Raw genomic sequence first — 26,396 nt, 5'->3', positions numbered from 1 at the left:
AAAACCTCCAGCGGAGGTTCAGTTGGTAAAAGCTGTTAACCCAAATCTGGTGTTGATTCGCGTTCAATGATTTTATGTGGAATAACAACTATTTGTTCGGTCAGATTTTTAGGATCAGCTAATAATAATTTAGCGGCATTTTCTCCTAATTCATATGGAAAAATATCCACGGAAGTCAAGGCAGGGCTTGCAATTTCTGTAATCAATGAATTGTTAAAGCCAATCATGGCATAATGATTTTCACGGTTGTTATCTTTGAATAAACGTTGCAAACGAATAGCCATGATGTCATCGCAGGCAACAAAAGCTTCTGTCTGAGGATTTTCAGCAAGAAACGTCTGCAACTTCACCGCATTCTCCTCATCACTTAAACGTGATAATTGCAATGCACTCCCTTTTTTATCATATTCTTGCAAGGCTTCACAGTAACCTTGATAACGTTCGGTTTGCACTAATTCATCCATATCAGTATAGGCAAAAACAAGATGATTATAACCTTTGACTAACATGAATGTCGTTGCGTCTTTACCAGCTTGGTCATTATTATTATCGACAAAACGCACCGTTTTTTGCGGAGCATCTTCGTAAGAACGACCAACGACGACACAAGAAACCTTCTTTTCTTGTTTGACAAATTCAAAAACTGGATCTGCTTTTCTTGAATAAAGAAAAATAAGCTTAGTGATGTTGCCGCTACGAATTAAGGTTTGGATATTTTTTTGCAATTCGTCATCTGTTCGTCCTGTTGCCAAGCTGACCATGTAGTCATTCTCGCTACACACGCTTGAAATACCTTGAATAATTTGCATGAAAAATGGGTTATTTCCAAGTGAATCCTGACTTTCTCGCACGGGCAAAATAACCCCTATTGTATTGGTTGTACGATTGACTAGATTTTGTGCCGAATAGTTTGGAGAATAATCCAGTTCTTTCATCGCACGACGCACACGCCTTTTAGTCGCCTCGCTAATCATACTACTATCATGCAGAGCACGTGAAGCTGTAGACGTTGATACCCCCGCAACCCTTGCGACATCCTTAATTGTTGCCATTATATTATCCTTATTTGTAATTTGTATATATCTAGAATAAAAACTTTTTAAAGCGCTGTCAACCCAAAACCTTCACAAGTACCAGTAAAAAATGAGTAAATAAAAAGAAAACACCTATAACAGTGTTTTCCATTATAAATTGTTAACAACCTAGGTTTCTAGCTACTTCATCAATTCCAAGGCATAGCTAACGCTCGCTAAAGCATATAGCGGTGCGGTTTCAGCGCGCATGATACGTGGTCCTAAACCGATTTTCAAACCACCTTTTAATTCAAATGTTTCGATTTCTTCTGGCGAAATGCCGCCCTCTGGTCCAAAGATAAAAAGAATTTTCTCTCCTGCTTTCATTTGTGACAATTCACGCGCTAGAACAGCCGTCTCACCTTCCTTGGCTGATTCCTCATAAGCAATAAAAATCCTGTCAAATTGCTCAAGTTCTGCTAAAAAAGCTTCTTTTTTCTCAAAAAGAGTAACTTCTGGAATCACATTACGTTTGCTTTGTTCCGCAGCACCTAGTGTGATTTTTGCCAGCTTATCGGCTTTTTTGGCTAATTTTTTGCCGTCCCATTTGACCACTGACCAATCCGCTGGAAATGCCCAGAGCTTTGCCATACCAAGTTCAGTCCCTTTTTGTGCTAGAAATTCCAATTTATCACCCTTTGGAAATCCTGCGACAATCGTCACCTCAGCAGGCAATTCAACATTGCTATCTAGTTCTTCAATGATTTCAAAACGGTGTTCAGCACTATCAATGACTTTTGCCAAACGCTTCACGTGGTCATCAAAGACAAGGACAACTTCGTCGTTTTCTGTCAAACGCATGACGTTAAACATATGCTTAATCGTATCTTTATCTGTGATTGTAACGACATCTTGAGCTTGTCCTGCTACAAAATACTGTTGCATTTATCCTCCAATTACACCTGAAATATCATCTGTTTTTTTGAAAACACAAGCATTCCATTCGCCTTGAACCATGTGTGTTTCAAGGAAGAAACCTGCGTCCTCAGCTGATTTACGAACCATATCCCATTTATCAGAAATAATGCCTGACATGATAAGGTAACCTTCATCTTTAACAAGACGATAAGCATCTTCTGTCATATTGACCAAAATGTCCGCAAGGATATTTGCCACGATAACGTCTGCTTGAATGCCAACACCTTGCAAAAGATTTCCAGTAGCCACGTGGATATTTTCAGTATTAGCGTTCAAATCAATATTTTCTTGTGCCACGCGCACTGCTACTTCGTCAAGGTCATAAGCGTAAATGTCTTTTGCCCCAAGTAGTGAACTTGCAATCGAAAGCACACCTGAACCAGTACCGACATCAAGGACCGTTTCACCACCACGAAGCACCTGCTCGAGCGCAAAAAGACTCATTTTTGTGGTTGGGTGAGTTCCTGTACCAAATGCCATACCAGGGTCGAGACGAATTATTTTCTCACCCTCGCTAGCTTCATAATCGGTCCAACTTGGAACGATTGTCAAATCATAGCTGATACGCGTTGGTTCATAATATTTTTTCCAGTTTTCTGCCCAATCCTGCTCTGCCAATTCTTGCGTTGCGTAGTGAACATCACCAGCATCAACGCCAAAATCAGTCAATTCCGCTAAGCGGTCAGCCACTTCTTTTTCAACAGCCTCAATATCAACATTTTCTGGGTAGTAAGCTGTGATTTTAACAGTTTCCACTTGTTTGATTTCTGGAAATACTTCGCCATATTTGCCAACATGACCGAAATAGTCCGCACTATCATCAATCGCCACACCTTGACTACCTAATTCAATCAAAATATTCGATGCAGCTTCTTCTGCATCACGTAAAACCTCAACAGTTAACTCTTGCCATTTGTCCATAATTAAGATACCAAGCCCGTAAAATACAAAACCAAAATAGGAAAGTCACCGATGACGCTTGCGTCTAGGGGAACTTTATCTTTTTGGCACAGTATTTCGGGCGGGTTCAGTTTAAAATTACCTGCCCCCTTTTTCCTTTCTATCTGTATTAAAAGGTCATAAGTTCGTGCTCAAAGCAAACACTTATCCTTTTCCTTTCTTGCTTTTTATTTGAAATATATTCAGTTCGAGATATTAACTAACCCTTCCCTGTGTTTTATCCGATTAGACCTCAATACCTCGGATAAGCAAAATATTCTGTTTCTTTCAGAGCTACTTTCCCATTTTCAAAGCTTTCAGTGTCCCATTCGAGTGCAAAGTCAGTCGCATTTTCGTCTGCTAAAAAGTCCATTAAATCATCAAGACCTTTGGTTGCTACGTCGTTCAATGTTTCAGCAAAATAAGCTAAAAATTCACGTGAAAAGCCTTTTTTGGCATCAAATGGAATAGTCACCAAATAATCATCTTCATCAACTTTTGATTTTGCTTGATTGTAAAAAAGCACATAATCTTCAAAAACGATGTCGTCGTTGTTGATTTCACCTTGGTCATCCACAGTTTCAACCGCAGATTGATTCTGCGCTTCCAAAATAAAAGTCACTTCCACCGCATGATTTTTCTTATTCCAATCAATAGCATAATCAAACGTGAAGTACTTGTCCATTTCTTCTTCTAATACTGATAAAAAGCCAAATTTAGCCATTAAAAATTTCTTCCAATCTTCTTTTGTGTTACAATTATTTTATCATACTTAAGGGGAAATGACATGCAAATACGACCAATGGAGCTAGAAGATGTTGAACAAGTGGTTATACTAGAAAACCAAACATGGAATGCAATTAACACACCAGCTCCGCTACCTATTGCAAATAAGGATAAAATCATCAAAGATTTTGAAAATGGAACACATTATCTTGTCGCTGAAGAAAATCAGGATATTTTAGGTGTTCTTGATTACCATACTTATTATCCTTTCCCTAGCGGTCATCACGTGGTAACCTTTGGCATTACCATTTCTGAAAAAACGCGCGGTCAAGGTATCGGACGCAAACTTATCCAAACTTTCTTTGATATAGCAAAAGCTGACGGCTACCAAAAAGTTCTCATTCATGTGCTATCATCAAATGAAAAAGCCTGCATATTCTACGAAAAATTAGGCTTTAAACAAGAGGCTATTTTGAAAAATCAATTTTACCTAAACCATACTTACGTTGATGACCTCGTTTACAGTTATTATCTGGAGGATATTCATGCCAAATAATCTCGCTTTGCGAATGCGCCCTAAGAATATTGACCAAGTGATTGGGCAGAAGCATCTAGTCGGTGATGGAAAAATCATTCGCCGTATGGTGGAGGCCAATATGCTGTCATCAATGATTCTCTACGGTCCTCCTGGTATCGGGAAGACCTCAATCGCTAGCGCTATCGCAGGAACAACCAAATACGCTTTTCGGACGTTCAACGCTACAACAGACAGCAAAAAGCGCCTGCAAGAAATTGCCGAGGAAGCTAAATTTTCTGGCGGTTTAGTCTTACTGCTTGACGAAATTCACCGCTTAGATAAAACCAAGCAAGATTTCTTGCTACCTTTACTTGAAAATGGCAATATTATCATGATTGGGGCAACAACTGAAAATCCTTTCTTTTCGGTGACGCCAGCCATTCGCTCAAGGGTACAAATTTTTGAATTAGAACCTTTGTCAACTGATGACATAAAGACAGCTTTGCAAACAGCTTTATCTGATAAAGAGCGCGGATTTGACTTTGATGTTGATATTGATGCCGATGCGCTTGATTTCATTGCAACGGCAACCAACGGCGACCTACGCTCAGCTTTTAATTCGCTTGATTTAGCGGTCATGTCAACCAAAGCAGATGATAACGAGCTGCGCCACATTAGCCTTGACACCGTTGAAAATAGCTTGCAGCGCAGTTATATTACCATGGATAAAGATGGTGATGGTCACTATGATGTGCTGTCAGCTTTGCAAAAATCCATTCGTGGCTCTGATGTCAATGCTAGTCTGCACTACGCTGCTCGTCTGATTGAAGCTGGTGATTTGCCAAGCCTTGCTCGCAGGCTGACTGTGATTGCTTACGAGGATATTGGGCTTGCTAATCCTGACGCTCAAATTCATACGGTTACGGCCCTTGATGCTGCCCAAAGAATTGGTTTTCCTGAAGCACGTATCTTAATTGCCAACGTCGTAATTGACCTTGCCTTATCACCAAAATCAAATTCTGCCATTACAGCGATTGACAAGGCTATCAGCGACCTTCATCAAAACGGAAATTTGCCAATTCCACGCCATCTACGCGACGGACATTACGCTGGCAGCAAAGATTTGGGAAACGCACAAGGCTACAAATACCCTCATGATTATCCTGAAAAATGGGTTAAACAGCAGTATTTACCAGATAAGTTAGTCGAAAAAAATTATTTTGATGCTAACCAAACTGGGAAATACGAGCGTGCCCTCGGTGCTAACAAAGAGCGAATTGATGAACTGTCTAAATAATGATAATATGGTACTTTCTCATTTTAATAGTTTTCATTAATGCTTAAAAAGGAAAGTTCTAAAATGAAGTTAGCCACCTAAGGGTATCAAAAAACATCTCAGAGAGATATAATTGTAATCACCACAACAACAATTAGAAAGACTCTGAGATGCAAAACTATTATACACCAAAAAGTAAACATTTAACACTAACTGAACGTAGAATGATTGAACGTTGGCTTCAAGAAGGGCTCTCAAACCGTGAAATCGCTAGGAGATTAGCTAAAGCTCCTCAAACCATTCACAACGAAGTCAAACGTGGTCAGGTTAGACAACAAGTGCGTAAAGGAAAATTTGAAGTGATCTACTCAGCTGATTTTGCTCAAAAAGCCTATCAAAACAATCGCAAACGTTCTGTTAAACAAGTCTCCCTAACCAAGGGACTCAAAGAAAAGATAACTCACTACATCGAACAGAAATACTCTCCCGAGATGATGATAAAGTCAAAAGGGATACCTGTTCCCATCTCTACCATTTACTACTGGATTCATCATGGACACTTAGGATTGACCAAGGCTGATATGCTTTATCCTCGACAAGAGAAAGCTAAGAAAAAGCATGCTAGTCCCAATTTTAAGCCAGCTGGAAAGTCTATTGAGGAACGACCAGAAAGCATTAATAAGCGTGAGAATATCGGTGATTTTGAAATTGATACAGTTATTCAAACACGGGCAAAAAACGAGTGTCTGTTGACTCTAACCGATAGAAAGAGTCGTTATCAAATCATTCGACTCATTCCCGATAAGTCCGCGTTTTCAGTCAATCAAGCTCTGAAAGCAATCCTCAAGGATTATCAAATGAACTCTATCACAGCTGATAACGGGGCTGAGTTCAGTCGTTTAGCAGAAGTTTTTGACCCTACTCATATCTACTATGCCCACCCGTATTCTTCTTGGGAGCGTGGTACTAATGAGAATCATAATAGACTCATCCGGCGTTGGTTGCCTAAGGGAAGCAAAAATGCGACTCAACAACAAGTCGCATTTATTGAAAACTGGATTAACAACTATCCAAAGAAACTATTCAATTATAAATCTCCTAAAGAGTTTTTACAGACTGGCTAATTTGAACTTGAAATTTGGCTAATGCTTAAAAAGAAAACCGCTTTCTAAAAAATAAGATTTGCCCTTGAAATATTTTTTAAAAATGCTATTATAGATATATAGGTTATTGCTGTGGCATACGAATTCACATCAATGTGTTGACCGACTAAATATTTGTATTTCGGGAAACAGTAGTCTTTCTCCAGTATGCAGGCCGTTACACGCGGAAGCAACTAAGGAGAAGCGAGTTGCCCACCTGCTTGTAGATTGCGGGTTCAATACAAATCGTGAATCACGGTGCCAATACAGCTTCTTATCCTTCCTTAGCTCAGTTGGTAGAGCAGTGGACTCTTAATCCATGGGTCATAGGTTCGAGCCCTATAGGGAGGACTAAACATCATAAGAAAAAGCCCTTTGTTTGGGGCTTTTTGCTTGTTCTAAAATCGATTTATTGCGATTTTATCATAAATTTTTGACGGTCTGCTGGTCGTCTTTATTCATAAATGAAAAACGTCGTTAAATACGATACTGTGTTAAATCTTGTTTTAAAAAGTAGTAAAATAAGTTGCCATAATTTCCTGAATAGTCCAGTACATGACCATTATAAACGACCTTAGTGACTTTGTAATAGTCAGCAATATCGATTGAGCAAGCTTGCTGTGAACGTTCGAATTCCTCGTATGAGTCAAACGTCACCACTCGTTCTTGGTTTCCTGCGTTTAAAAATGTAATTTCAATCATTATTTACATTTCCTTTCTAATTCGTCATACTATATTACTTCGATGTTGGAATACAGTATGTAGAATTGTATAACGTTATGCTACTACAAAGTGTGTTTTCACACAACTATTTTGCTCTGACTGGATTTTCTCAATCATAATGCAAGAATCAATTATAAATAATAAAAAGAGATTCCAAACAGAAATCTCTTTTTAACTGAGTTTGTAAAACGATATTATCCTTTATGATACTCAAAAGCGATTGTGTAGCTTTTCTCCTCATTTGCTTGCAGGGTAATGTCACCAAAATTATCATGATTAATAGCATCTGGGAGAAATTGTGCTTCAAGTGCTAAGGATTCAAATTCTTTAGCCATTTTGCCCTTATCACGCGCTGGATAAATACCTTCAGGAATACCACCCATGCTGTAAACGACCCAAGCATCACGGTCAGAATAAAGGTGAACAGAATCGCCACTTTCCTCATCTTTCAATTCTCCACAAGGTTTATCAAGCGAAGCATTTACCAAGAAAGCATCGTCAAGCCCGCCTGTATCAGCGATAGCCTCTCCAAGGTTTTGCCCAGTTTGAAAATCATAAGCTGTGCCAGCAACGTCAATGAATTTTCCTGTCGGAATCAAATCATCACGAGTCTCTAAATAATGGTCTGCTGCCAAAGTGAAGGTGTGCTGACTTAAATCTTGACGATTTCCCAAGTTAAAATAAACATGGTTGGTTGGGTTAAAAAGCGTTGTTTTAGTAGTATTTTTGCCCGTATAAACAATCGTAAAACGATTTGCATTGTCTAGCGTAAATCGCACTTCTACCTGCATATCTCCTGGGAAATGGTCAATTTCCTCTTTAGCGTCATAAGTCATCACCACACTAAGCGCATTTTGACCAGCTTCGATAAATGCAGTCCAGATTTGCTGATGAAATCCTTGAGGTCCACCGTGAAGAGTGTTTCCTTTTTCATTTTGTTGTAGCTGAATTTCTTTGCCATCAAGGTTAACTTTCCCTTGATTAATACGCCCTGCAACACGTCCGATTGATTGACCTGCACATAAAGGATTTTTCAGATAATCACTTGGCTTATCAAAACCAATGATAAGATTTTTCTGACCTCCTTTGTCATCTGGCACTAAAAATTCTTGCCAAGTTGCTCCCAGCGTTAGTAAACCAACTTGGACACCATTATCATTAATAATAGTGTATTTTTCAACCTTTTGCCCATTAATTGTCTCAACAATTTCTTGTTTGACTTCCATTTTTTGCCCTCTTTCTTAGATTCTTTCTTTTATTTTACTCTTTAGCTAATTTTTTGTAAACGTTTACCATGAGGTTTTACCAAGTTTTACCAGACATCATCTTCATAAACCAAAAACTCCTACCCATTGGACAGGAGTTTTTGGTTATATATAGTGATTATTTTACCACGAGATTCAAGTTTGTTAGGCACTGCTCAAAAGCTCCGGGAGAGGGGATGAGGTTGGAAATAAAGCTAACAAACTTGTATCAAAAATCTATTTCACAACAATATTTACAAGTTTGTTAGGTACCGCAATTACTTTAATAATGTCTTTGCCAGCGATTTCTGTTTGGATTTTGTCGTTAGCAAGGGCAAGTTTTTCAAGTTCTTCACGGCTTGAATCTTTTGGTACAACAAGTTTAGCACGTACTTTACCTTTGATTTGGATAACAATTTCAACGTCGTTTTCAACGAGTTTTGCTTCGTCCCATGTTGGCCATGCAACGTATGAAATTGATTCACCTGATTGTGTCAATGTTTGCCACAATTCTTCAGAAAGGTGTGGTGCAAATGGTGCTAACAATTGTACAAATCCTTTAGCGTAGTCAGCAAAGAGTTTGTCCTCTTTGTTAGCAGCGTTGACGAATACCATTAATTGCGCAATAGCTGTATTGAATTTCATGGCTTCAAGTTGTTCAGTTACAGCTTTGACTGTTTCGTTGTAAACTTTATCCAAATTGCCATTGTTTTCTGCAACAATTTCTTTTGTTGTCAACAAGCGATAGACGCGGTCGAGGAATTTACGTGAGCCTTCAAGACCTTCTTCAGACCATGCGATTGAGGCATCAAGTGGTCCCATGAACATTTCGTACACGCGAAGTGTATCTGCACCATAATGTTCAACCACATCATCAGGGTTAACAACGTTTTTAAGTGATTTAGACATTTTCGCTGGTGCTTGTTCAAGTTCTTCACCAGTTTCAATGTGGAAGAATGAACCGTCACGTTTTTCAACTTTGTCAGTTGCCACAAGTGCACCACGGTGATCGCGGTAGCTTGTTCCCAAAATCATCCCTTGGTTAAAGAGTTTTTGGAATGGTTCTTTGGTTGGAACAACACCTAAATCATAAAGGAATTTATGCCAGAAACGAGCATAAAGAAGGTGAAGCACAGCGTGTTCTGCACCACCGATGTAAATATCAACTGGCAACCAAGCTTTGAGAAGCTCTTCATCAGCCAATTTTTCATCGTTGTGTGGATCAATGTAACGCAAGAAGTACCAGCTTGAACCAGCCCATTGTGGCATTGTATTGGTTTCACGGCGACCTTTAACGCCGTCTTCGCGTGTCACTTCAAGCCAATCAGTCAAGTTAGCAAGTGGTGATTCACCCGTACCTGAAGGTTTGATGTCTTTTGTTACTGGCAATACAAGTGGTAATTGCTCCTCTGGAACAGCTGTTGTTGTACCGTCTTCCCAGTGGATGATTGGGATTGGTTCACCCCAATAACGTTGACGTGAGAAAAGCCAGTCACGCAAGCGGTAAGTTACTTTCTTGTTACCAACGCCTTCTGCTTCAAGCCATTCAACCATTTTATCAATAGCTTGCGCTTTATCAAGTCCATCTAGGAAACCAGAATTGACGTGAAGTCCGTCTTCTGTGTAAGCTTCCTCTTCAACATTTCCGCCTTCAAGAACTGGAATGATTTCCAAGTCAAATTGTTTTGCGAATTCCCAGTCACGTGTATCGTGAGCAGGAACAGCCATGATAGCACCAGTACCGTAGCTTACAAGAACATAATCAGCAATCCAGATTGGCATTTCTTTACCAGTTACTGGGTTAATGGCATAGCTACCAGTCCAAACACCTGTTTTTTCTTTAGCAAGGTCTGTACGAGCAAGGTCAGATTTAAGGCTTGCTTGGTGTTGGTAGTCAGCAACTGCTTGCGCTTGTTCTGGTGTTGTAATAGCTTCAACAAGTGGGTGCTCAGGCGCTAAAACAGCGTAAGTCGCACCAAATAATGTATCTGGACGAGTTGTAAAGACGGTGAAATCTTTATCCGTATCTTTGATTTTAAAAGTAACGTTAGCACCAGTTGATTTACCAATCCAGTTACGTTGCATATCTTTGATTGATTCTGGCCAATCAAGGTCTTCTAAATCTTCGAGCAGACGTTCAGCGTAAGCTGTGATTTTAAGCATCCATTGGCGCATCGGTTTACGAACAACTGGATAACCACCACGTTCAGATGTCCCGTCAGGCAGCACTTCTTCGTTGGCGATAGCTGTCCCTAATTCTTCAACCCAGTTAACTGGTACTTCAGCTTCGTACGCCAAGCCTTTTTCGTATAATTTTGTGAAAATCCACTGAGTCCATTTGTAATAATTAGGGTCAGTTGTGTTCACTTCACGATCCCAGTCATATGAGAAACCAAGTGAGTTGATTTGGCGTTTGAAGTTTGCAATGTTTTTAGCTGTAAATTCAGCTGGGTCATTACCTGTATCCATTGCGTATTGTTCGGCAGGAAGTCCGAAAGCATCCCAACCCATTGGGTGAAGAACGTTGTAGCCTTGAGCGCGTTTGAAACGGCTAAGAATATCAGTCGCAGTGTATCCTTCTGGATGTCCTACGTGCAGACCAGCTCCAGATGGGTAAGGGAACATATCCAACGCATAAAAATTTGGTTTATCAGCGTCTGTTCCTGTTTTAAACGTATGATTAACAGCCCAATAGGCCTGCCATTTTTTCTCAATTTCTTTATGATTATAAGTTGCCATGTCATTCTCCATGTTCTTAGTGTTGGTTACTATTATACCACGAAAAGAATAAAGAAAAAAGGCGAAATCACAAGGGATTTCATGCCTGTTTTCAGTTGATAAGAAGAATTTTTAGTCAAATCAAATGCTCATTTAGTCATTTGCTAAATAATCTTTCAATTGTTCCATGATTGCTTTGGTATCTTTGACACCGATTTGGTAAATTTCTTCGTATTTGTCGGGGTTGGTTTCAAGTCGTCCGATTTCCAGATTTTGGCTTGGGCGAATGGCAAAAAGTTCGCCTTCATTTTCCAAATTGCTAATGTGTTCAATGGTGTCGTTATAGTGTTGATAACGTTTTGAAGCGACTTCTACAAACTTAGGGTATTTTCTGTAAAAAAGTTTATAGACACGACCATTACTTGGCTTTTTACGGTAATCAATTGGACGTGTTAAAACAACAATCAATTTATCAAAACCAAGGCTTTTGGCAAAATCGACTGGAATACTGTCTGACAGACCACCATCAAGGTATTTATTGCTTTGCCACTCAACGATTTTTGACGCCAAAGGCAATGCTGAACTCGCACGAAGTAACTCCATTTGTTCAAAGACATTGTCAACCTTATGATACTCAGCTTTTCCTGTTGCTAAATTAGTTACTGTTACATAGAAAGGTACACCTGATTTTTCAAAAGCTTCCTCGTCAAAAATATCCAGTTCCATCGGAACTTTGTAGTAGGCAAATTCTTTATTGACCACATTTCCTGTTTTCAACCATGAACGAAGTCCCATGTACCCCGGATTTGTGGCATATTTTTTATTGTAACGGAGGGCTCTGCCTTTTTGTTTTGACAAAAAATTCACCCCAAAAAGGGCCCCAGCAGATACCGAGACAACACCATCCACCTTAATTCCCGCATCTAAAAAGGTATCCAAGACACCAGCGGTGTACAAACCGCGCATGCCGCCACCCTCTAATACTAAACCGACAGCCATCCTTATTCTCCGTTCTTTCTCACTTTGTTACTTAATTATAGCAAAAAACATGCTATTTAGAGTGTTTTTGCTATGTTTATAATAGTCCTAACAACATCAGGGAAACATTTATGAAAAAACAGCTTTTTGATATTATCAAACCTTCTGATAACCTAGCAACCATTGAAAAAATTTACGATGTTTTTATGGTTTGTACTATTGTGATTAACTTATTGCCACTAACAAGCAAGTCAACAACGTCATTTTATATCACGCTTGATACTATCACGAAGAAATCGAAAAAGAAGATATTGAATCAAAATAGCATTCAAATACAAAAAACGCCGAATTCCGTCTAAGAGTTCAGCGTTTTAGAATGTAAGCCAATATACACGTTAGGCTTGTGAAAAATCATTACAATTCAGCGATTTGGTAAAGCTCCAATTCAGCTTGTGTTTCAGTTCCGAACATGTTAATCATCAATTTCACTTTGTTGTTTTCGATTTCAACAACACGTCCTTCTTGTCCTGCAAAGGCGCCGTCAATGATTTGAACCACATCACCTGGTTTGATGTTTGTGTCAATGACATCAACAGTTTGTCCCATTGAGATAAGAATTGAACGGATTTCTTCTTCCAAAAGTGGTGTCGGTTTTGAACGGTTACCGTGTGACCCAACAAATCCAGTAACGTTTGGTGTGTTACGAACAACGAACCAAGCTTCGTCTGTCATCACCATTTCAACTAAGACATAACCTGGAAAACGATTTTCTTCAACTTCTTTGACTTTCCCATTTTTTTCAACATTAACTGTTTGTGTTGGAATTTCAACGCGCAAGATGTTATCTAACATATTGTAAGTTTGCGCACGTTGCAACAATGTTTCTTTAACTTTGTTTTCGTAACCAGAGTAAGTTTGTAAAACGAACCAACCCTTATCAAATGAATCTAACATAATTTCCTCCATTATAAAAAAGCCCCGCAAGGCTCTTTGGGTGTTTTTCTTTATTTTATTATAGGAAAAATAATAAGCGCTGTCAACGAATTGATGCCAAATGTGCACAAAAAAGCCTGAGAAAGGACTTCTCAGACTTCTTTTGACTTAATCATCAATCAGAAGCTTGCTATTGCAAAACCTCCAATCAAACTCAATCTTAAAAACGATTCAATAAATCTGTCACTCCAAGTGAGAGCAATTTATCGAAAATGAAAATAACAATGGTAAAGAATGCTGTATATTCAAGTACAGAAATAAAATCTTTCCAACGTTGTTTACGATTTGGCCATGTTGTGTCTTTTAAAATCGTAAAAACTCCCTTAATGAATGCCACGGGCGCCTCCTTTTTCTATCATCTCCGCTCATTACTCTAAAGCTGAGAATGCCAGTTGCTACATAAAATGATTAACGTGTTTCTTTATGTAGTGTGTATTTTTTACAATGTTTACAAAATTTATTAACTTCTAGTCGTACAGGCTTTGGATTACTACTAACTCCGATAGAGTAGTTACGGCTTCCACATTCTGTACAAGCTAAACTTGCTTTTTTCTGTGCCATAATGCCTCCGAGTCCTTATTTTATCATGTTTTTGATAAGTTGGCAAGTTCGTTAGTTCGTCTGGCTGTTAAACCAACTTGAGAAACTATCCCAAGCGTCTTTAACCGCTCGTCCAATCGTGTCGCCAGCGTTTTGTGCGGATTCTTGCACTTTATCAAGGATACTGTCAGAGCTTGATGACGAACTGCTACTGCTTGTATCTGTTGAATCATCGGTGCTATAAACTAAATCGTATCCATTCTGGCTATAAGCATTTTCGACGGTAAACTCTGTTCCTGCCGTATATGGTAAAATGCTACTTGCTACCGCACTAAAGATGGTCGATGCCGTTCCCGAACTTGCGTCGGTTAGGTAGTGATTTTCATCAGTCGAATCATAACCAATCCATTGAGCAATAACGACATCAGGCGTATAGCCAATTACCCATTGGTCACTTGTCAAGTCTTCATTGAAGCTTGCTTCCACGGTACCTGTCTTACCTGCCATCGTGTAACCATAAGCATTAGCGTTAATAGCAGAGCCGTTTGAAAATGTTCCAAGCATCATGCTTGTCATCTTATTTGCTACGGATTGACTAATGACACGTTTATTGGACTGTTTAAATTCTGCAATCACATCACCACTAGCATTTTCAATTTTGGTAATCAAATGAGCTTTTGGCATCACACCACCATTAGCAAAGGTTGAATAGGCTTGCGCCATTTCAAGTGGATTCGTTGTGACACCACCACCGAGTGCAATACCCAATTCCTCGTTGACGTTGTCCATGTTGAGACCAAATTTCTTACCGTAACCAATTCCCTTACTGATACCAATTTCATTTAATAGGTAAACAGCAGGGATATTGTAAGAATTAGCTAATGCTTGATACATCGGCAAATCGTCTGTCTCAATGCCACCATAGTTTGTTGGTGCATAGCCATCGTAGTCCTGAACCGTATTTGGCAATTCAGTTGTAATTGAATAACCTGAAGCAACTGCTGGTGAATAAACCACCAGAGGTTTGATGGTTGAACCAGGGCTACGTGATGCTTGTGTCGCATAATTGAAACTTCGGAAGATTGCAGAGGTTGAGCTAACACGCCCTACCAAACCACGAACAGCCCCCGTTGATGGATCCATAGCAACACTTGCACCTTGGGCGCTTTCACCGTCATAATCTGATGTTGGGAAGTAAGAAGTATTATCAAAAATAGCCTGCATATTGGCTTGATAATTTTGGTCAAGCTCTGTGTAAATTTTATAACCATTATTGACAATATCATCTTCTGATAAGCCATATGTTTCCTCAGATTCCTGAATAACCGCATCAAAATAAGAAGCGTATTGGTAATCATCAGAAGTCCCTGTATAGGTATCGTTAAGCTCGCTGGAAATATCAACTTGCTCAGCTTCATCAGCTTCTTCCTGCGTGATTTTACCGGCATCAACCATAACATTTAGAACCGTATTACGGCGATTTGTCGCATTTTCAATAGAATAATAAGGATTGTAAATTTCAGGACCTTTCAACATCCCAGCAAGAATCGCTGATTGTTCAATGGTTAAATTTGCTGCGCTAGTGCCAAAATATTTTTGACTTGCGTCCTCAATCCCCCAGACCGAATTTCCAAAATAAGCATTGTTCAGATACATGGTCAATATTTCATCTTTGGTGTATTTTTTGGTTAACTCGAGCGCGAGGAAAAATTCCTTGGCTTTTCGGGTGATTGTCTGTTCTTGACTCAGATAAGCATTCTTAGCTAATTGCTGGGTGATTGTCGAACCACCACCAAAGTGCCCAAAGGTGAACAGAGCCAAGAAAAAACGTGAATAATTAATCCCGCTATTTTCATAGAAAGTTCGATCCTCGGTTGCAATAACCGCATTTTTCATGTTATCACTAATAGCGTCTAATTCGACATACGTTCCTTTTTGACCTGAAAGCGAACCAACTTGATCACCATTTTGGTCATAAATGACAGTTGTTGCTTTCAAAGCATCTTGCAAATCCGAAACATTCGTTGATTTGGCGACAAAGTAAAGGTAAGAACCAATCGCTAAAACACCAATTCCCGTTAAAATAAGCAGAATTTTTCCGATACGGTAGCGACGCCAGAAACGTCGGATTGGATTTTTGGTGGAGGGCATGAAGCGAGAGATTTTTTGCACCCAAGCAGGTGATTTTTTCACCTTTTCGTGGTGTCCTTTGCTTCGCTGATACGTTGGTGTTGCTTCTTTCTCTTCCGTTTTGTCTGTTTCAAATTCATTGACAGTAGCGCCTGATAACTCCTCCTCAGATGAGTTACGCTTACTGTGATTGTGAGAAGATATTCTCTCCTTGATGTCGTTAAACAAAGAAAGAATTTTTTCTTTAATCATTTTTAATTTTGTCATAGCTACATTATATCAATTTCTTTTAAAATCGTCAGAGATAAAGGGATTTCTTAAATAATACAACGTTTTCATTTCATTTTAGTCTTTTTGTGATAAAATAAAAGCATAGAAAAATAGGCACAACTGGTCTCAAACAGCCACTCATTCCCACAATACTTCTACCTATTATTAGAAAGGATTTCACGATGAACAAAGGATTTGAAGCATTTAAAAAAACATTGTCACACGAAAGTTTAAAAGCCGTTTATGATGAAACAAAAATTGAAGTTTCTGAAAGCGAGGCCGAAGGCACTGAAGCCTATTCAATAGCAGTCGCAACTCAAATGGCAGTTAATTTGTTGGAACAATACCACGATTGGTTGCATGAAAACGACAAAAAATAAACTACCAACGCACCAAACAAGGTGCGTTTTAACTTGTAGTCATGCTATAATAGAGCTATGACTTTATCATTTACGCTTAAAAATTCTTATCCAGACTGCACGGTCAAAGAACTTTTAGAGGAGCATTTGCTCATTCCACGAAAAATTCGCCACTTCTTGCGCACTAAAAAACATCTTCTTATCAACGGAGAAATGATTAATTGGCAAAGTTTGGTCAAAACTGGTGACACGATTCATTTAATTTTTGATGATGACGATTATCCCCAAAAAGAGATTCCTTTTGGACAAGCTGAGCTGGTTGATTGTCTTTACCAAGACGAGCACCTCATCATCGTCAACAAACCAGAAGGCATGAAAACCCATGGCAACGAACCCAATGAAATTACTCTGCTTAACCACGTCTCTGCCTATGTCGGACAAACGTGCTATGTGATTCACCGTTTAGACATGGAAACTAGCGGAGCTGTCATGTTTGCCAAAAATCCTTTTGTTTTGCCAATCCTCAATCGCCTGCTAGAAAACAAAGACATTGCTCGCGAATACTGGGCTTTGGTGCAAGGAAAATTCGAACCCAAACACCAAGTCTTTCAAGATAAAATTGGGCGCGACCGTCATGACCGTAGAAAGCGCGTGATTGACCGCAAAAATGGGCAAACTGCCTTAACCATCGTTGACCGACTCAAAGTTTTTCCAAATGGAACTCTGGTCAAATGCCGCTTAAAGACGGGACGCACACATCAGATTCGTGTGCACTTATCAGCTCACAACCATGCCATTATCGGCGACCCACTTTATAGCAAAATCCCTGCCAAACGTCTTATGCTACATGCGCACAAATTAAGTTTCACCCACCCATTTACCCTTGAAAAAATCAGCGTTGAAGCCAAATCTCAAACCTTTGAAGCAGGCTTATCATAAAACAAAAGCACCCCAATCGTTAGATTTTGTGTCTAACTTTTGGGGTGCCGTTCTTTGTGCGCTTTTCAACTGTTAAACAGAATAACTTTCTATTTTTTCGTTAATGTGTTGCCGTAAAGTGGTTTACTGTAATCAAAATCGTCATTTGTTCCAGTTTGCCAAAGGACTAATTTCAAATGTGACCCATCAATTTTAATACCGAAGGCATATTTGACACCGATACCGCCAATACCGCTAGTAATAAAGGCTGATGTATCGGTACCGTCATCGTAAACATAACGATAAATATTATCCCCCTCTTCTTCAAGTTTAGTAACTTTTGCTGTTTTGACTTCGTTATCTTTCGTTGTTTTAGTAATCATACCGTCAGCCTCAAACTTGAAAATGATGTCATCCTTATCATCAACCTTCCATGTTCCCAAAATTTTTTCTGGGAAGACTGAATCTGATTTTACTTGATTATTCTCACCTGTCACGGTGATATTTTTTTGCCCAGAATTAGCCACAACATAGCTTGAACCTGATTTTTTCAAGGTCATCTTGCCTTCCAAGGTCTGAATAACATCACCAGATGTATTTTTCTCGCTATCTGTTGATTTATCATAATAAAAATCATAAGTTGCTGAAAAGTTAACGAGATAGGACTCCTTGCCAATCTGAGACAGACTCGTCAGCGTGATGGCTGGCACAGTCAGACTTGACGCCTTACGAGTATCTGTCTGCATTTTCGCCTTAATGCTCTCTTTTAAGCCTTTATAAAACTCATTATTCGCTCCATCTTCAAATACCGTAGAGACAGTTGATGAATCTTGCCCCGTGCTTAAATACGAAATCAATTGGTCAAAAGCTGACACAAGAATCTGACCAGCACTTGCTTCATCTAAGAGATTTTCAGCATCTAAAGCCACCGTATCACCATCAGAAATGCCAGAAAGAGCCTGCTTTTGTGATGTCAATTCTCCGTCTGAATAATTCTTTTTAACATAAGCTTGCGCAGAATCCGTCAAAGGATAATCACTCACATCATACTCACCATTTGACAAAGTCCCAATGCGTGTGTCATCAAAATAAAGCTCACCGTCAGTCAAATTACTTGTTACTTTGAATGTTTTAAAACTAACAGTCAAATCCAACAAGCTATTTTCACCGTCATAAGCCTTACTTAGCTCTACTGACTTCCCATTGTAAGTGCCTGAAATACTCGCCGTATAATCCGCAATTGGTAAACGCTCAAGTGTCAGCGTATAATCTTCCGAATCACTAACCGCTACTTTTTTCTCGTTTAAAAGAACATCAACCTGATTAATATTTGTCTTAATGGTTAAACTCATTGGTTTTAAAGCTACTCGGTAAGCGGGGAAAAAGAGAAATCTTCGCCCCACTTTTTTAATGTAGGAATCATCCGAACTGTCTGCCTTCTCTAGCGTCTCTGACAGTTTTTGGGCTTCACTTTTAGAAAGCTTTGTAAACATCGTATATTGCGCTTGGTCATTCGTCACTTGTTGATTGGTATCCGACCAGACGACATATCCCTTGATATTTTCAAACGTATCGCCAGACTGACGGTAAGCGGAGACATATTCCTCAATCAAATGTTTCTTTGAATAATGAAAACTCCCCCACACCAAAAATAGTACCAAAGCAAGTCCTAAAATAAGACTAGGTATCCAAACTTTTTTTAATCTTAAAATGCTTTTTATCTTTTTCATGACTTTTCTCCATTATTCTTACTATTTCACATATTATATCAAAAATTCTTTAACTTCTTGTTACAAAATAGCCACACCACATTACAGTAAAAAACAGAAAAAACGACTCAAAAAGCCGCCATTAGTCAAAAATCATCTTTATTATCACTCCTAACAATATAAATAGCACCCAAAACAGCACCAACAACACCTAACCAAAAGAACATAAGCTTACCCCTTTCACCTCAAAAACTCCTACACTCACGAGTAAACTGTTATTGTTGCTTTTAGTATACTACACCTTCTATTATTTTTCGACCATTTTAATGCTTCGTGGAAAAATTGATGCAAAAGAAAAACGAACCCCACCAAATCAAAAAGTTCGCTTTTTCTTTAAGTTTTTTAGTGTAGCTTATCAGTCTTTTCAGAAGGTAATCATTCATCAAGCTGCACCAACATATTTTCAGCTGCCCCCAACCGAAAATACGGTATCAAATAAATATAAGGTCTACGAGGATGTCTAGGTTAGCTATCAGTACTTTTATAGGTGAACAATCATGTCTAAAACAAACCTTATAAACCGTTCTTAATGTTATCATACCTCATGGATATACTAATTTGTAATTGAGTAAATAATACTACTACGAATACTACAGATGGTGTCACTCAATTGAAAAAGGTATGATTTGTTAACTTGAACCGGTCATTGTTCAAGTCTTATTTAGCAATTCTGCTAATTTTCTCCTAGGAAAGTCCAATTCCCTTAGAACAATATCTTGGTTTTCGAGTATGCTCCCAAAATCAAAAGCTCCCAATCAATTGATTTTCATACTTGAAACTTCTTACATATAAGAACGACATGGTTCCATTAAGCATTAATCAAAATACTTATGGATATAATATAACATAGAAAACTGCCGATATTAAAAATTCTCAAATACGAAAATTTAAAAATATTTTTTTCATATTTGAGAATTTTAGCTTTTTTTCTTATTTTATTCTATAATAAATAGAAAAGGGAGGTAATGTTATGCTCAAAAAATTGATTGCTGTAGCAGCTGTTCTTCTAACTTTTAGAATTTGGCCATTTTAATTAGTGCCAACTATTTCCGAACACAGAGAGTAGATAACAATTATCCACTATTAGGTTAGCGGTGGTTGTTTATCTGCTCTTTTCTTGTCTTTTAGGCAAAATGCTTCTAACCGTTCTCTTAACACCAAAGCAGTTGTAGGGTTACCTAGTTTTTCTACCATTTCAATATATTCTTCCATTGGTTCGGTCGTTGTTATTTCACCTTTTAAATAAGCTAGAATTTGCCTTAAGAAATTTAAAACAACAATCGCAAACATATCTTGATAATTTAATAATTTTTCCAGTTTATCAATAAAAAAAGTGGTGTAATAAAACTCTTCGCGATCAATTAGCGCAAAGATGATATTTAAAAAGGTTAGCTCTGCTGTTTTTTTATGCTGCGGCAACGATAAATAAAACTTATCACGTTCTGCAAAAGCTTTCCCTAAGAAAATCAAATCTGCATCTGACAAAATAGCCATTGTATTTCCAAAAATGTACAGCTCATACTCCGTCCATTCTTCTATACCATAAAGATAGTCTGTCAAAAACTTCTTGTCCTCATCGGCGATTTCATAATTTGGGTCTAGTGAATGAATAGCGCTAGCGACATCTATCCTATTTAGCCGGTTATAGGTGTCAAATGTTTCCGTATCTTCCAAAGTGTTCAGCAATTGTTTTAATCCTTCAACATCACCCTTTAACTGTAATTTTGCAATCTGTTTACCAACAGCAAAAAAGGGGCTTTCTTGATAATGATTTAAAGCATGCCCGAACTCGGCGAAACTCATGTGAATACCAGAAATAGCTACTAACAATTTATCAGCTGCTAACATTGTTTGCCCATTTTCAAATTTTGATAATTGTGAAAGAGACACATTGCCACGCGCCACTCTGAGTTCCCGATAAAGTTCACCTAAATTCATTAATTCTTTTTCGTTCAATATCATTTTTCTCCATAATTAATGAGCGCTAGCTCTTTTTCACGTTATCTATACTTTGCCTTATTATATCAAATTTTGTTATAAAACTCTTAAATAAAGACATTGCTTTCAAGGCAAATGAAAACTCCTCAGAATTTGAGGAGTTTTCGTTATTTTTAATAATCATTTATCTAGCTTAGAAGCCACCCATCATTGATGGATCCATACCTGGAGCTGCTGGCGCTGGTGCAGCTGGTTCTGGATGATTAGCCACAACGGCTTCAGTTGTCAAAATAAGACTTGCAACTGATGCGGCATTTTGAAGGGCTGAACGTGTTACTTTAACAGGGTCAATGATACCTGCTTCAACCATGTTTACCCATTCACCATTGGCAGCGTTAAATCCTGTACCAACTTCTGAGTTTTTCAAGTGTTCGATGATAACTGAACCTTCGTAACCAGCATTGAATGCAATTTGACGAACCGGTTCTTCAAGAGCACGAAGAACAATGTTACGACCAGTTGCTTCATCACCGTCAAGTTCAAGTTCAGCAACTTTTGAAATGACATTGACAAGTGCTGTACCACCACCTGCAACAATACCTTCTTCAACGGCAGCGCGTGTGGCATTAAGCGCATCTTCAATACGCAATTTCATTTCTTTCAATTCTGTTTCTGTCGCTGCACCAACTTTGATAACAGCTACTCCACCAGCTAATTTAGCCAAACGTTCTTGTAATTTTTCACGGTCAAATTCTGATGTCGTTGCTTCGAGTTGTGATTTAATCACATTGACACGATTAGCGATAGCTGAAGCCTCACCAGCTCCTTCAACAATAACTGTGCTATCTTTATCAACAGTTACTTTAGCAGCTTGTCCAAGAGCTGTCATGTTTGCATCTTTCAAATCAAGACCAAGGTCTTCTGTGATAACAGTACCACCAGTTAAAATGGCAATATCTTCAAGCATTGCTTTACGACGGTCACCAAATCCAGGAGCCTTAACAGCTACAACGTTGAAAGTACCACGAATTTTGTTAAGCACAAGTGTTGGAAGAGCTTCACCATCAACATCATCCGCAATAATAAGAAGTGGACGACTAGTTTTAAGCACTTCTTCAAGAAGTGGCAAAATATCTTGAATGTTTGAGATTTTCTTATCTGTAATCAAGATGTATGGATTTTCGAGGTCAGCAACCATTTTTTCATTGTCAGTAACCATGTATTGTGAAAGGTAACCACGGTCAAATTGCATACCTTCAACAACGTCAAGTTCTGTTTCCATACCACGTGATTCTTCGATAGTGATAACACCGTCGTTGCCAACTTTTTCCATAGCTTCTGAAATGTATTCACCAACTTTTTCAGAACGTGATGAAACCGCAGCAACTTGAGCAATCGCTTCTTTATTAGCAACTGGTTGAGCAATAGCTTTCAATTCGTCAACTGCAACAGCAACAGCTGATTCGATACCACGACGGATACCAATTGGGTTTGCACCCGCAGTAACGTTTTTAAGACCTTCACGAACGATAGCTTGCGTCAATACTGTGGCAGTTGTTGTACCATCACCAGCGATGTCGTTTGTTTTTGAAGCAACTTCTGATACAAGTTTAGCTCCCATATTTTCAAAATGGTCTTCTAATTCGATTTCTTTGGCGATTGTCACACCATCATTTGTGATAAGTGGTGAACCAAATGATTTTTCAAGAACCACGTTACGACCTTTAGGACCTAAAGTTACTTTAACGGTATCTGCCAAAATATCCACACCACGCATCATGCTTGCACGTGCATCTGCTGAAAATTTAATATCTTTTGCCATGATTAGTTTCCTCTATTTTATTTCTATTTGATAAATTTTCTAAATAAACATTAATAGCACAATTTCTCTTATGCTAGAATAGCCAAAATATCTGCTTCACGAACAATAGTTACTGTGTTATCGTCGTCTTTGACTTCAATTCCAACACCGTTTTCAATAATGACTTTATCACCTGCTGCAACACTTGGCGCTACCAGTTCACCTGTCAAGGTACGAGCACCGTCACCGACTGCTACAACAGTTGCTACTTGAGTTCTTTCTTTGCTTGCGCCAGCAAGGACAAAACCACCAACTGTTTGCTCTTTTTCTTCCTCAACTTTCAAGACCACACGGTCACCTAATGGTTTTAACATGCTTTTGCCTCCAATTATCTCTTAATTTTTGTTTGAAAATAGCAGAGCTAAATTCTTTTTTAGCACTCTAATGTAACGAGTGCTAATTTCTACAAAAACTATTCTAACACTTGATCATAAATAGTCAAGAAAAAAACACTAATTCTCAGAAAAAGAAAACTGAGTTGAAATTGTTCCTATTATGAAAGTAATTTTTCTCAATTAATCTATGTCACCCCAGCACTAGGGCATCGTCGTTTAGGGCTTGACCGCTATTTTTGTGGAAGAGGTCCATGAGTTGAGCAACGGTGAGGTTTTTCTTTTCATCGCCACGAACATCAACCACGATTTTGCCATGATAAAGCATGATAAGACGATTACCATACTCGATAGCGTGTTCCATATTATGAGTAATCATTAGGGTTGTTAGCTCTTGTTCTTCAACGATTTTTTTCGTTAAATGCATAACCATGTCACTTGTTTTTGGGTCAAGGGCTGCTGTGTGTTCATCTAAGAGAAGAATTTTGGGGCGTACCAAGGTTGCCATAGCAAGCGTTAGTGCTTGGCGTTGACCACCTGATAAGAAAGCCGCATCTGTTTTCATACGATTTTCCAGTCCTAAACCAAGTTCTGTCAACGTTTCTTTGAACAATTCACGTTCTTGTTCGGTGACAGATTTTTTGAAGAAGCTGCGCTTTTTACCACGACGGTAAGCAATCGCCATATTTTCTTCAATCGTTAAATTGGTTGCTGTTCCCATTCGTGGGTCTTGGAATACACGGCTAATATCTTTTGAACGTGCGGCAACAGAAGCTTTACGAATAGATCCTCCTTCCAGAAGAATGTCTCCTTCGTCAATGTCAACGACGCCAGCAATGGAATTCATAAGTGTTGATTTCCCAGCACCATTTCCTCCAATGACAGAGATGAAATCACCTTGTTCAATGTCTAAATCTAAGCCACGCAAAACGTGATTTTCGTTAACAGTTCCTTTTTCAAAGGTTTTATGAATATTTGATAATGTTAAAAGTGCCATTAATCTTCACCTCCTGGAGTTAATGTTTTTGAGGGTTTGATATGAAGTTTGTTGCGAATTTCTGGAACATAGAGAATCAAGGCAAGCAGAATCGCTGACGCTAATTTGAGCATTTGCGCATCGACATTCATGGCTAGAATGATAACAAGCACCAGACGATATAAGATTGAACCAAGAACAATTGACCAGAGACGTTTGCCAAGTGGCAAATATTTCACGATAACTTCAGCAAGGATAATAGATGCCAAACCATTAACAATCGTACCTGTTCCCATATTCATATCCGCGTAGCCATTATTTTGCGCCAAAAGTGAACCAGCAAGGGCAATCAAACCATTTGAAATCATGTAACCCAAAATCTTCATGCGGTCAACCTTGATACCATTAGCTTCACCCATAGCAATATTATCACCTGTTGCACGAAGCGCGAGACCGACTTGCGTATTTAACAGAACCACCAGCAAGATAATGACTAATGCGACAAAGATAACACCAATCAAAATCACAGCATATAGTTTCGACAAGTTAAGTGCTGACGTCATTAAGGTCACGAGTGTTTCTTGACCTGCTAACGAAACATTGGCACTACCTAGCACCAAAAGATTGATAGAATAAAGTGCCGTAAGGGTAATAATCCCTGTTAACAGAGCTGGAATTTTCATCTTGGTGTGCATGAAACCAGACACTGCACCAGCAACCATTCCTGCCACAAAACCACCAATAGTAGCAATTAAGGGATTAATGCCATTGACAATCATAATCGCTGTTGAAGCTGCCCCGAGTGGGAATGAGCCTTCGGCAGAAAGGTCAGCAATATCTAAAATACGGAAAGTAATAAAGACACCAATTGCCATGATTGACCACAAAAGACCTTGTGAAATTGCCGATAAAACAATATCAAGCCAACCGTTCGTACTTGATGAATCTGACGTTTGTGTTGACGTGCTTGATGAACTGGTTTTCGTTGTGCTTGAGCTTGCTGATGTGCTTGTTTCGGTCGTATCAGAAGACGATTCTGTCGTGTCGTTCTCAATACTGCTTAAATCAATTCCTAAAGTCTCAGCCATTTCATCATTAGTAACGACGTTTAGCGTCTCTGGATATTCCGCAGCAACATCACTAACATCTTCACCTTCAAGGATACGAATGGCTAATTTTGCCGTTTGACGACCAAGGGCTTCGTAATTGGCACCGTACGTAAAAAGGACACCTTGTTCCACAACATCTGCTGAACCACCGACAACTGGGATTTTTGTTTCTTTCGATAATTCTGTAATGAGCGAGATAGCACTAACAATCATGTTATCCGTTGGGATAAATAGAACTTCTGTCTGGCTCATCAGGCTTTTAGCGGTATCTTGAACATCGTTCGTTGATGAAATACCTTTGGTAATGGCCTCGATACCTGCCTTAGCAAACGCTTCTTTTGCTTCTTCAACTTGAACTTCGGAATTGCGTTCATTTGTCGTGTACATGATGCCAACTTTTGTTACATTCGGCATAACTTTTTGTAATAATTCGACTTGTTTTGAAATAGGTGACATATCGCTTGTCCCTGTTGCAATACCCCCAGGATTTTTCATTGAATCAACTAATTTTGCTGATACTGGGTCGGTAACTGCTGTAAACAAGACTGGAACGTCGGTTGATAGATTAGCCAAGGTCTGTGCGGCTGGTGTTGCAATCCCTAAAACAAGGTCATTATTAGCAATCAAATTGGTTGAAATGGTTTGTAAATTTGACTGGTCACCTTGTGCATTTTCATAATCAATGACAATATTATCCCCGTCAATATACCCTTCTTTTTCTAATTCATCCACAAATCCCTTGCGAGCTGCTGTTAGCGATTGATGTTCAACATACTGAAGAATCCCAATATGGACACCATCGTCACTAGTACTTTTTGATGATGAACATCCAAATAATGTGAGCACAGCTAACATCAAAACCATAATAGTTGCCATGTTTCTTTTCATACTACTTACCTCCGCTTTTCTTGCTCCCAATCTTGCTGTCGAAATTGGAAAACTTTCTC

General features: G+C 38.8%; 24 protein-coding genes, 1 tRNA gene and 1 other RNA gene. 8 read left to right on the top strand and 18 right to left on the bottom strand.

What is annotated here, in order from left to right; all coding sequences use genetic code 11:
- Positions 1-35: 35 nt before the first annotated feature.
- The 4 genes from E8M05_RS01105 to E8M05_RS01090 form a co-directional block, all read right to left on the bottom strand.
- Positions 36-1,052, bottom strand: a complete 1,017-nt coding sequence (locus E8M05_RS01105) for a LacI family DNA-binding transcriptional regulator (protein WP_003063016.1) — start codon at positions 1,050-1,052, stop codon at positions 36-38.
- 162 nt (positions 1,053-1,214) lie between these two features.
- The gene (locus E8M05_RS01100; protein WP_003063014.1) at positions 1,215-1,958 is read right to left on the bottom strand and encodes a 16S rRNA (uracil(1498)-N(3))-methyltransferase; all 744 of its coding nucleotides are present in this window, start codon (positions 1,956-1,958) and stop codon (positions 1,215-1,217) included.
- Positions 1,959-2,912 (bottom strand): 50S ribosomal protein L11 methyltransferase, encoded by a 954-nt coding sequence (prmA, locus tag E8M05_RS01095; protein WP_003063011.1) that lies wholly within the window; start codon positions 2,910-2,912, stop codon positions 1,959-1,961.
- Positions 2,913-3,183: 271 nt separating this feature from the next.
- On the bottom strand, positions 3,184-3,654 hold the full coding sequence (locus E8M05_RS01090) for a DUF3013 family protein (RefSeq protein ID WP_003063009.1): 471 nt from the start codon (positions 3,652-3,654) through the stop codon (positions 3,184-3,186).
- 63 nt (positions 3,655-3,717) lie between these two features.
- On the opposite strand from E8M05_RS01090, the gene E8M05_RS01085 reads away from it, so the two are divergent.
- The 5 genes from E8M05_RS01085 to E8M05_RS01065 all read left to right on the top strand — a co-directional run bounded on the left by E8M05_RS01085 (position 3,718) and on the right by E8M05_RS01065 (position 6,942).
- A complete protein-coding gene (locus tag E8M05_RS01085) occupies positions 3,718-4,212 on the top strand; it encodes a GNAT family N-acetyltransferase (protein ID WP_003063007.1) in 495 nt (164 codons plus the stop codon).
- Positions 4,202-5,470: a replication-associated recombination protein A gene (locus tag E8M05_RS01080; protein WP_003063005.1), complete on the top strand. Its 1,269-nt coding sequence runs from the start codon at positions 4,202-4,204 to the stop codon at positions 5,468-5,470. Before E8M05_RS01085 ends, E8M05_RS01080 begins: the two co-directional genes overlap by 11 nt.
- 149 nt (positions 5,471-5,619) lie before the next feature.
- Positions 5,620-6,573 carry an IS30 family transposase gene (locus E8M05_RS01075; RefSeq protein WP_003067143.1) on the top strand — a complete coding sequence of 318 codons (954 nt, stop codon included), beginning with the start codon at positions 5,620-5,622 and terminating at the stop codon, positions 6,571-6,573.
- Positions 6,574-6,676: 103 nt separating this feature from the next.
- Positions 6,677-6,868, top strand: a non-coding RNA gene (gene ssrS, locus E8M05_RS01070) — 6S RNA.
- Between the two features lies 1 nt (position 6,869).
- Positions 6,870-6,942 (top strand) — tRNA-Lys (locus tag E8M05_RS01065).
- A gap of 126 nt (positions 6,943-7,068) precedes the next feature.
- On the opposite strand, the gene E8M05_RS01060 is transcribed toward E8M05_RS01065, so the two are convergent.
- The 4 genes from E8M05_RS01060 to E8M05_RS01045 all read right to left on the bottom strand — a co-directional run bounded on the left by E8M05_RS01060 (position 7,069) and on the right by E8M05_RS01045 (position 12,275).
- Positions 7,069-7,293: a DUF4649 family protein gene (locus E8M05_RS01060; RefSeq protein WP_003063003.1), complete on the bottom strand. Its 225-nt coding sequence runs from the start codon at positions 7,291-7,293 to the stop codon at positions 7,069-7,071.
- Between the two features lie 215 nt (positions 7,294-7,508).
- Positions 7,509-8,540, bottom strand: a complete 1,032-nt coding sequence (locus E8M05_RS01055; RefSeq protein ID WP_003063001.1) for an aldose epimerase family protein — start codon at positions 8,538-8,540, stop codon at positions 7,509-7,511.
- Positions 8,541-8,795: 255 nt separating this feature from the next.
- Positions 8,796-11,297 (bottom strand): leucine--tRNA ligase, encoded by a 2,502-nt coding sequence (leuS, locus tag E8M05_RS01050; RefSeq protein WP_013851413.1) that lies wholly within the window; start codon positions 11,295-11,297, stop codon positions 8,796-8,798.
- A gap of 132 nt (positions 11,298-11,429) precedes the next feature.
- A complete protein-coding gene (locus E8M05_RS01045) occupies positions 11,430-12,275 on the bottom strand; it encodes a patatin-like phospholipase family protein (RefSeq protein WP_003062997.1) in 846 nt (281 codons plus the stop codon).
- A gap of 110 nt (positions 12,276-12,385) precedes the next feature.
- On the opposite strand from E8M05_RS01045, the gene E8M05_RS01040 reads away from it, so the two are divergent.
- Positions 12,386-12,613, top strand: coding sequence for a hypothetical protein (locus tag E8M05_RS01040; protein ID WP_003062994.1), 228 nt, complete (start codon positions 12,386-12,388; stop codon positions 12,611-12,613).
- A 55-nt stretch (positions 12,614-12,668) separates the two neighbouring features.
- Here the strand turns inward: E8M05_RS01040 and nusG are convergent, their stop codons facing one another.
- The 4 genes from nusG to pbp2a form a co-directional block, all read right to left on the bottom strand.
- The gene (nusG, locus tag E8M05_RS01035; RefSeq protein WP_013851412.1) at positions 12,669-13,208 is read right to left on the bottom strand and encodes a transcription termination/antitermination protein NusG; all 540 of its coding nucleotides are present in this window, start codon (positions 13,206-13,208) and stop codon (positions 12,669-12,671) included.
- Between the two features lie 199 nt (positions 13,209-13,407).
- Entirely contained in the window at positions 13,408-13,584 is a 177-nt protein-coding gene (secE, locus tag E8M05_RS01030; RefSeq protein WP_003062989.1) for a preprotein translocase subunit SecE, read from the bottom strand.
- Positions 13,585-13,655: 71 nt separating this feature from the next.
- On the bottom strand, positions 13,656-13,808 hold the full coding sequence (gene rpmG, locus E8M05_RS01025) for a 50S ribosomal protein L33 (RefSeq protein ID WP_003062986.1): 153 nt from the start codon (positions 13,806-13,808) through the stop codon (positions 13,656-13,658).
- 51 nt (positions 13,809-13,859) lie between these two features.
- On the bottom strand, positions 13,860-16,184 hold the full coding sequence (pbp2a, locus tag E8M05_RS01020; RefSeq protein WP_003062984.1) for a penicillin-binding protein PBP2A: 2,325 nt from the start codon (positions 16,182-16,184) through the stop codon (positions 13,860-13,862).
- 185 nt (positions 16,185-16,369) lie between these two features.
- Here pbp2a and E8M05_RS01015 point away from each other — a divergent pair, with 185 nt between their 5' ends.
- Together E8M05_RS01015 and E8M05_RS01010 are read left to right on the top strand one after the other, a co-directional pair.
- The gene (locus tag E8M05_RS01015; RefSeq protein ID WP_003062980.1) at positions 16,370-16,567 is read left to right on the top strand and encodes a hypothetical protein; all 198 of its coding nucleotides are present in this window, start codon (positions 16,370-16,372) and stop codon (positions 16,565-16,567) included.
- Between the two features lie 57 nt (positions 16,568-16,624).
- Positions 16,625-17,485: an RluA family pseudouridine synthase gene (locus tag E8M05_RS01010; protein WP_003062979.1), complete on the top strand. Its 861-nt coding sequence runs from the start codon at positions 16,625-16,627 to the stop codon at positions 17,483-17,485.
- Between the two features lie 89 nt (positions 17,486-17,574).
- Here E8M05_RS01010 and E8M05_RS01005 read toward each other — a convergent pair whose 3' ends face one another.
- The 6 genes from E8M05_RS01005 to E8M05_RS00975 form a co-directional block, all read right to left on the bottom strand.
- A complete protein-coding gene (locus E8M05_RS01005; protein WP_041974072.1) occupies positions 17,575-19,194 on the bottom strand; it encodes a zinc ribbon domain-containing protein in 1,620 nt (539 codons plus the stop codon).
- A 1,122-nt stretch (positions 19,195-20,316) separates the two neighbouring features.
- Positions 20,317-21,195, bottom strand: coding sequence for an Rgg/GadR/MutR family transcriptional regulator (locus E8M05_RS00995; protein WP_003062973.1), 879 nt, complete (start codon positions 21,193-21,195; stop codon positions 20,317-20,319).
- 169 nt (positions 21,196-21,364) lie between these two features.
- The gene (gene groL, locus E8M05_RS00990; protein WP_003062970.1) at positions 21,365-22,993 is read right to left on the bottom strand and encodes a chaperonin GroEL; all 1,629 of its coding nucleotides are present in this window, start codon (positions 22,991-22,993) and stop codon (positions 21,365-21,367) included.
- A gap of 68 nt (positions 22,994-23,061) precedes the next feature.
- Positions 23,062-23,346, bottom strand: coding sequence for a co-chaperone GroES (gene groES, locus E8M05_RS00985; RefSeq protein ID WP_003062968.1), 285 nt, complete (start codon positions 23,344-23,346; stop codon positions 23,062-23,064).
- A gap of 211 nt (positions 23,347-23,557) precedes the next feature.
- Positions 23,558-24,361, bottom strand: coding sequence for an ABC transporter ATP-binding protein (locus E8M05_RS00980; protein ID WP_003062962.1), 804 nt, complete (start codon positions 24,359-24,361; stop codon positions 23,558-23,560).
- Entirely contained in the window at positions 24,361-26,337 is a 1,977-nt protein-coding gene (locus E8M05_RS00975; protein WP_003062960.1) for an ABC transporter substrate binding protein, read from the bottom strand. Before E8M05_RS00975 ends, E8M05_RS00980 begins: the two co-directional genes overlap by 1 nt.
- Positions 26,338-26,396: the final 59 nt, after the last annotated feature.

Origin of the sequence: Streptococcus pasteurianus (assembly GCF_004843545.1) — a bacterium.
Classification (GTDB): Bacteria; Bacillota; Bacilli; order Lactobacillales; family Streptococcaceae; genus Streptococcus; species Streptococcus pasteurianus.
The sequence above is the reverse complement of the archived record's forward strand: the minus strand, read 5'-3'. Positions and strand labels throughout refer to the sequence as shown.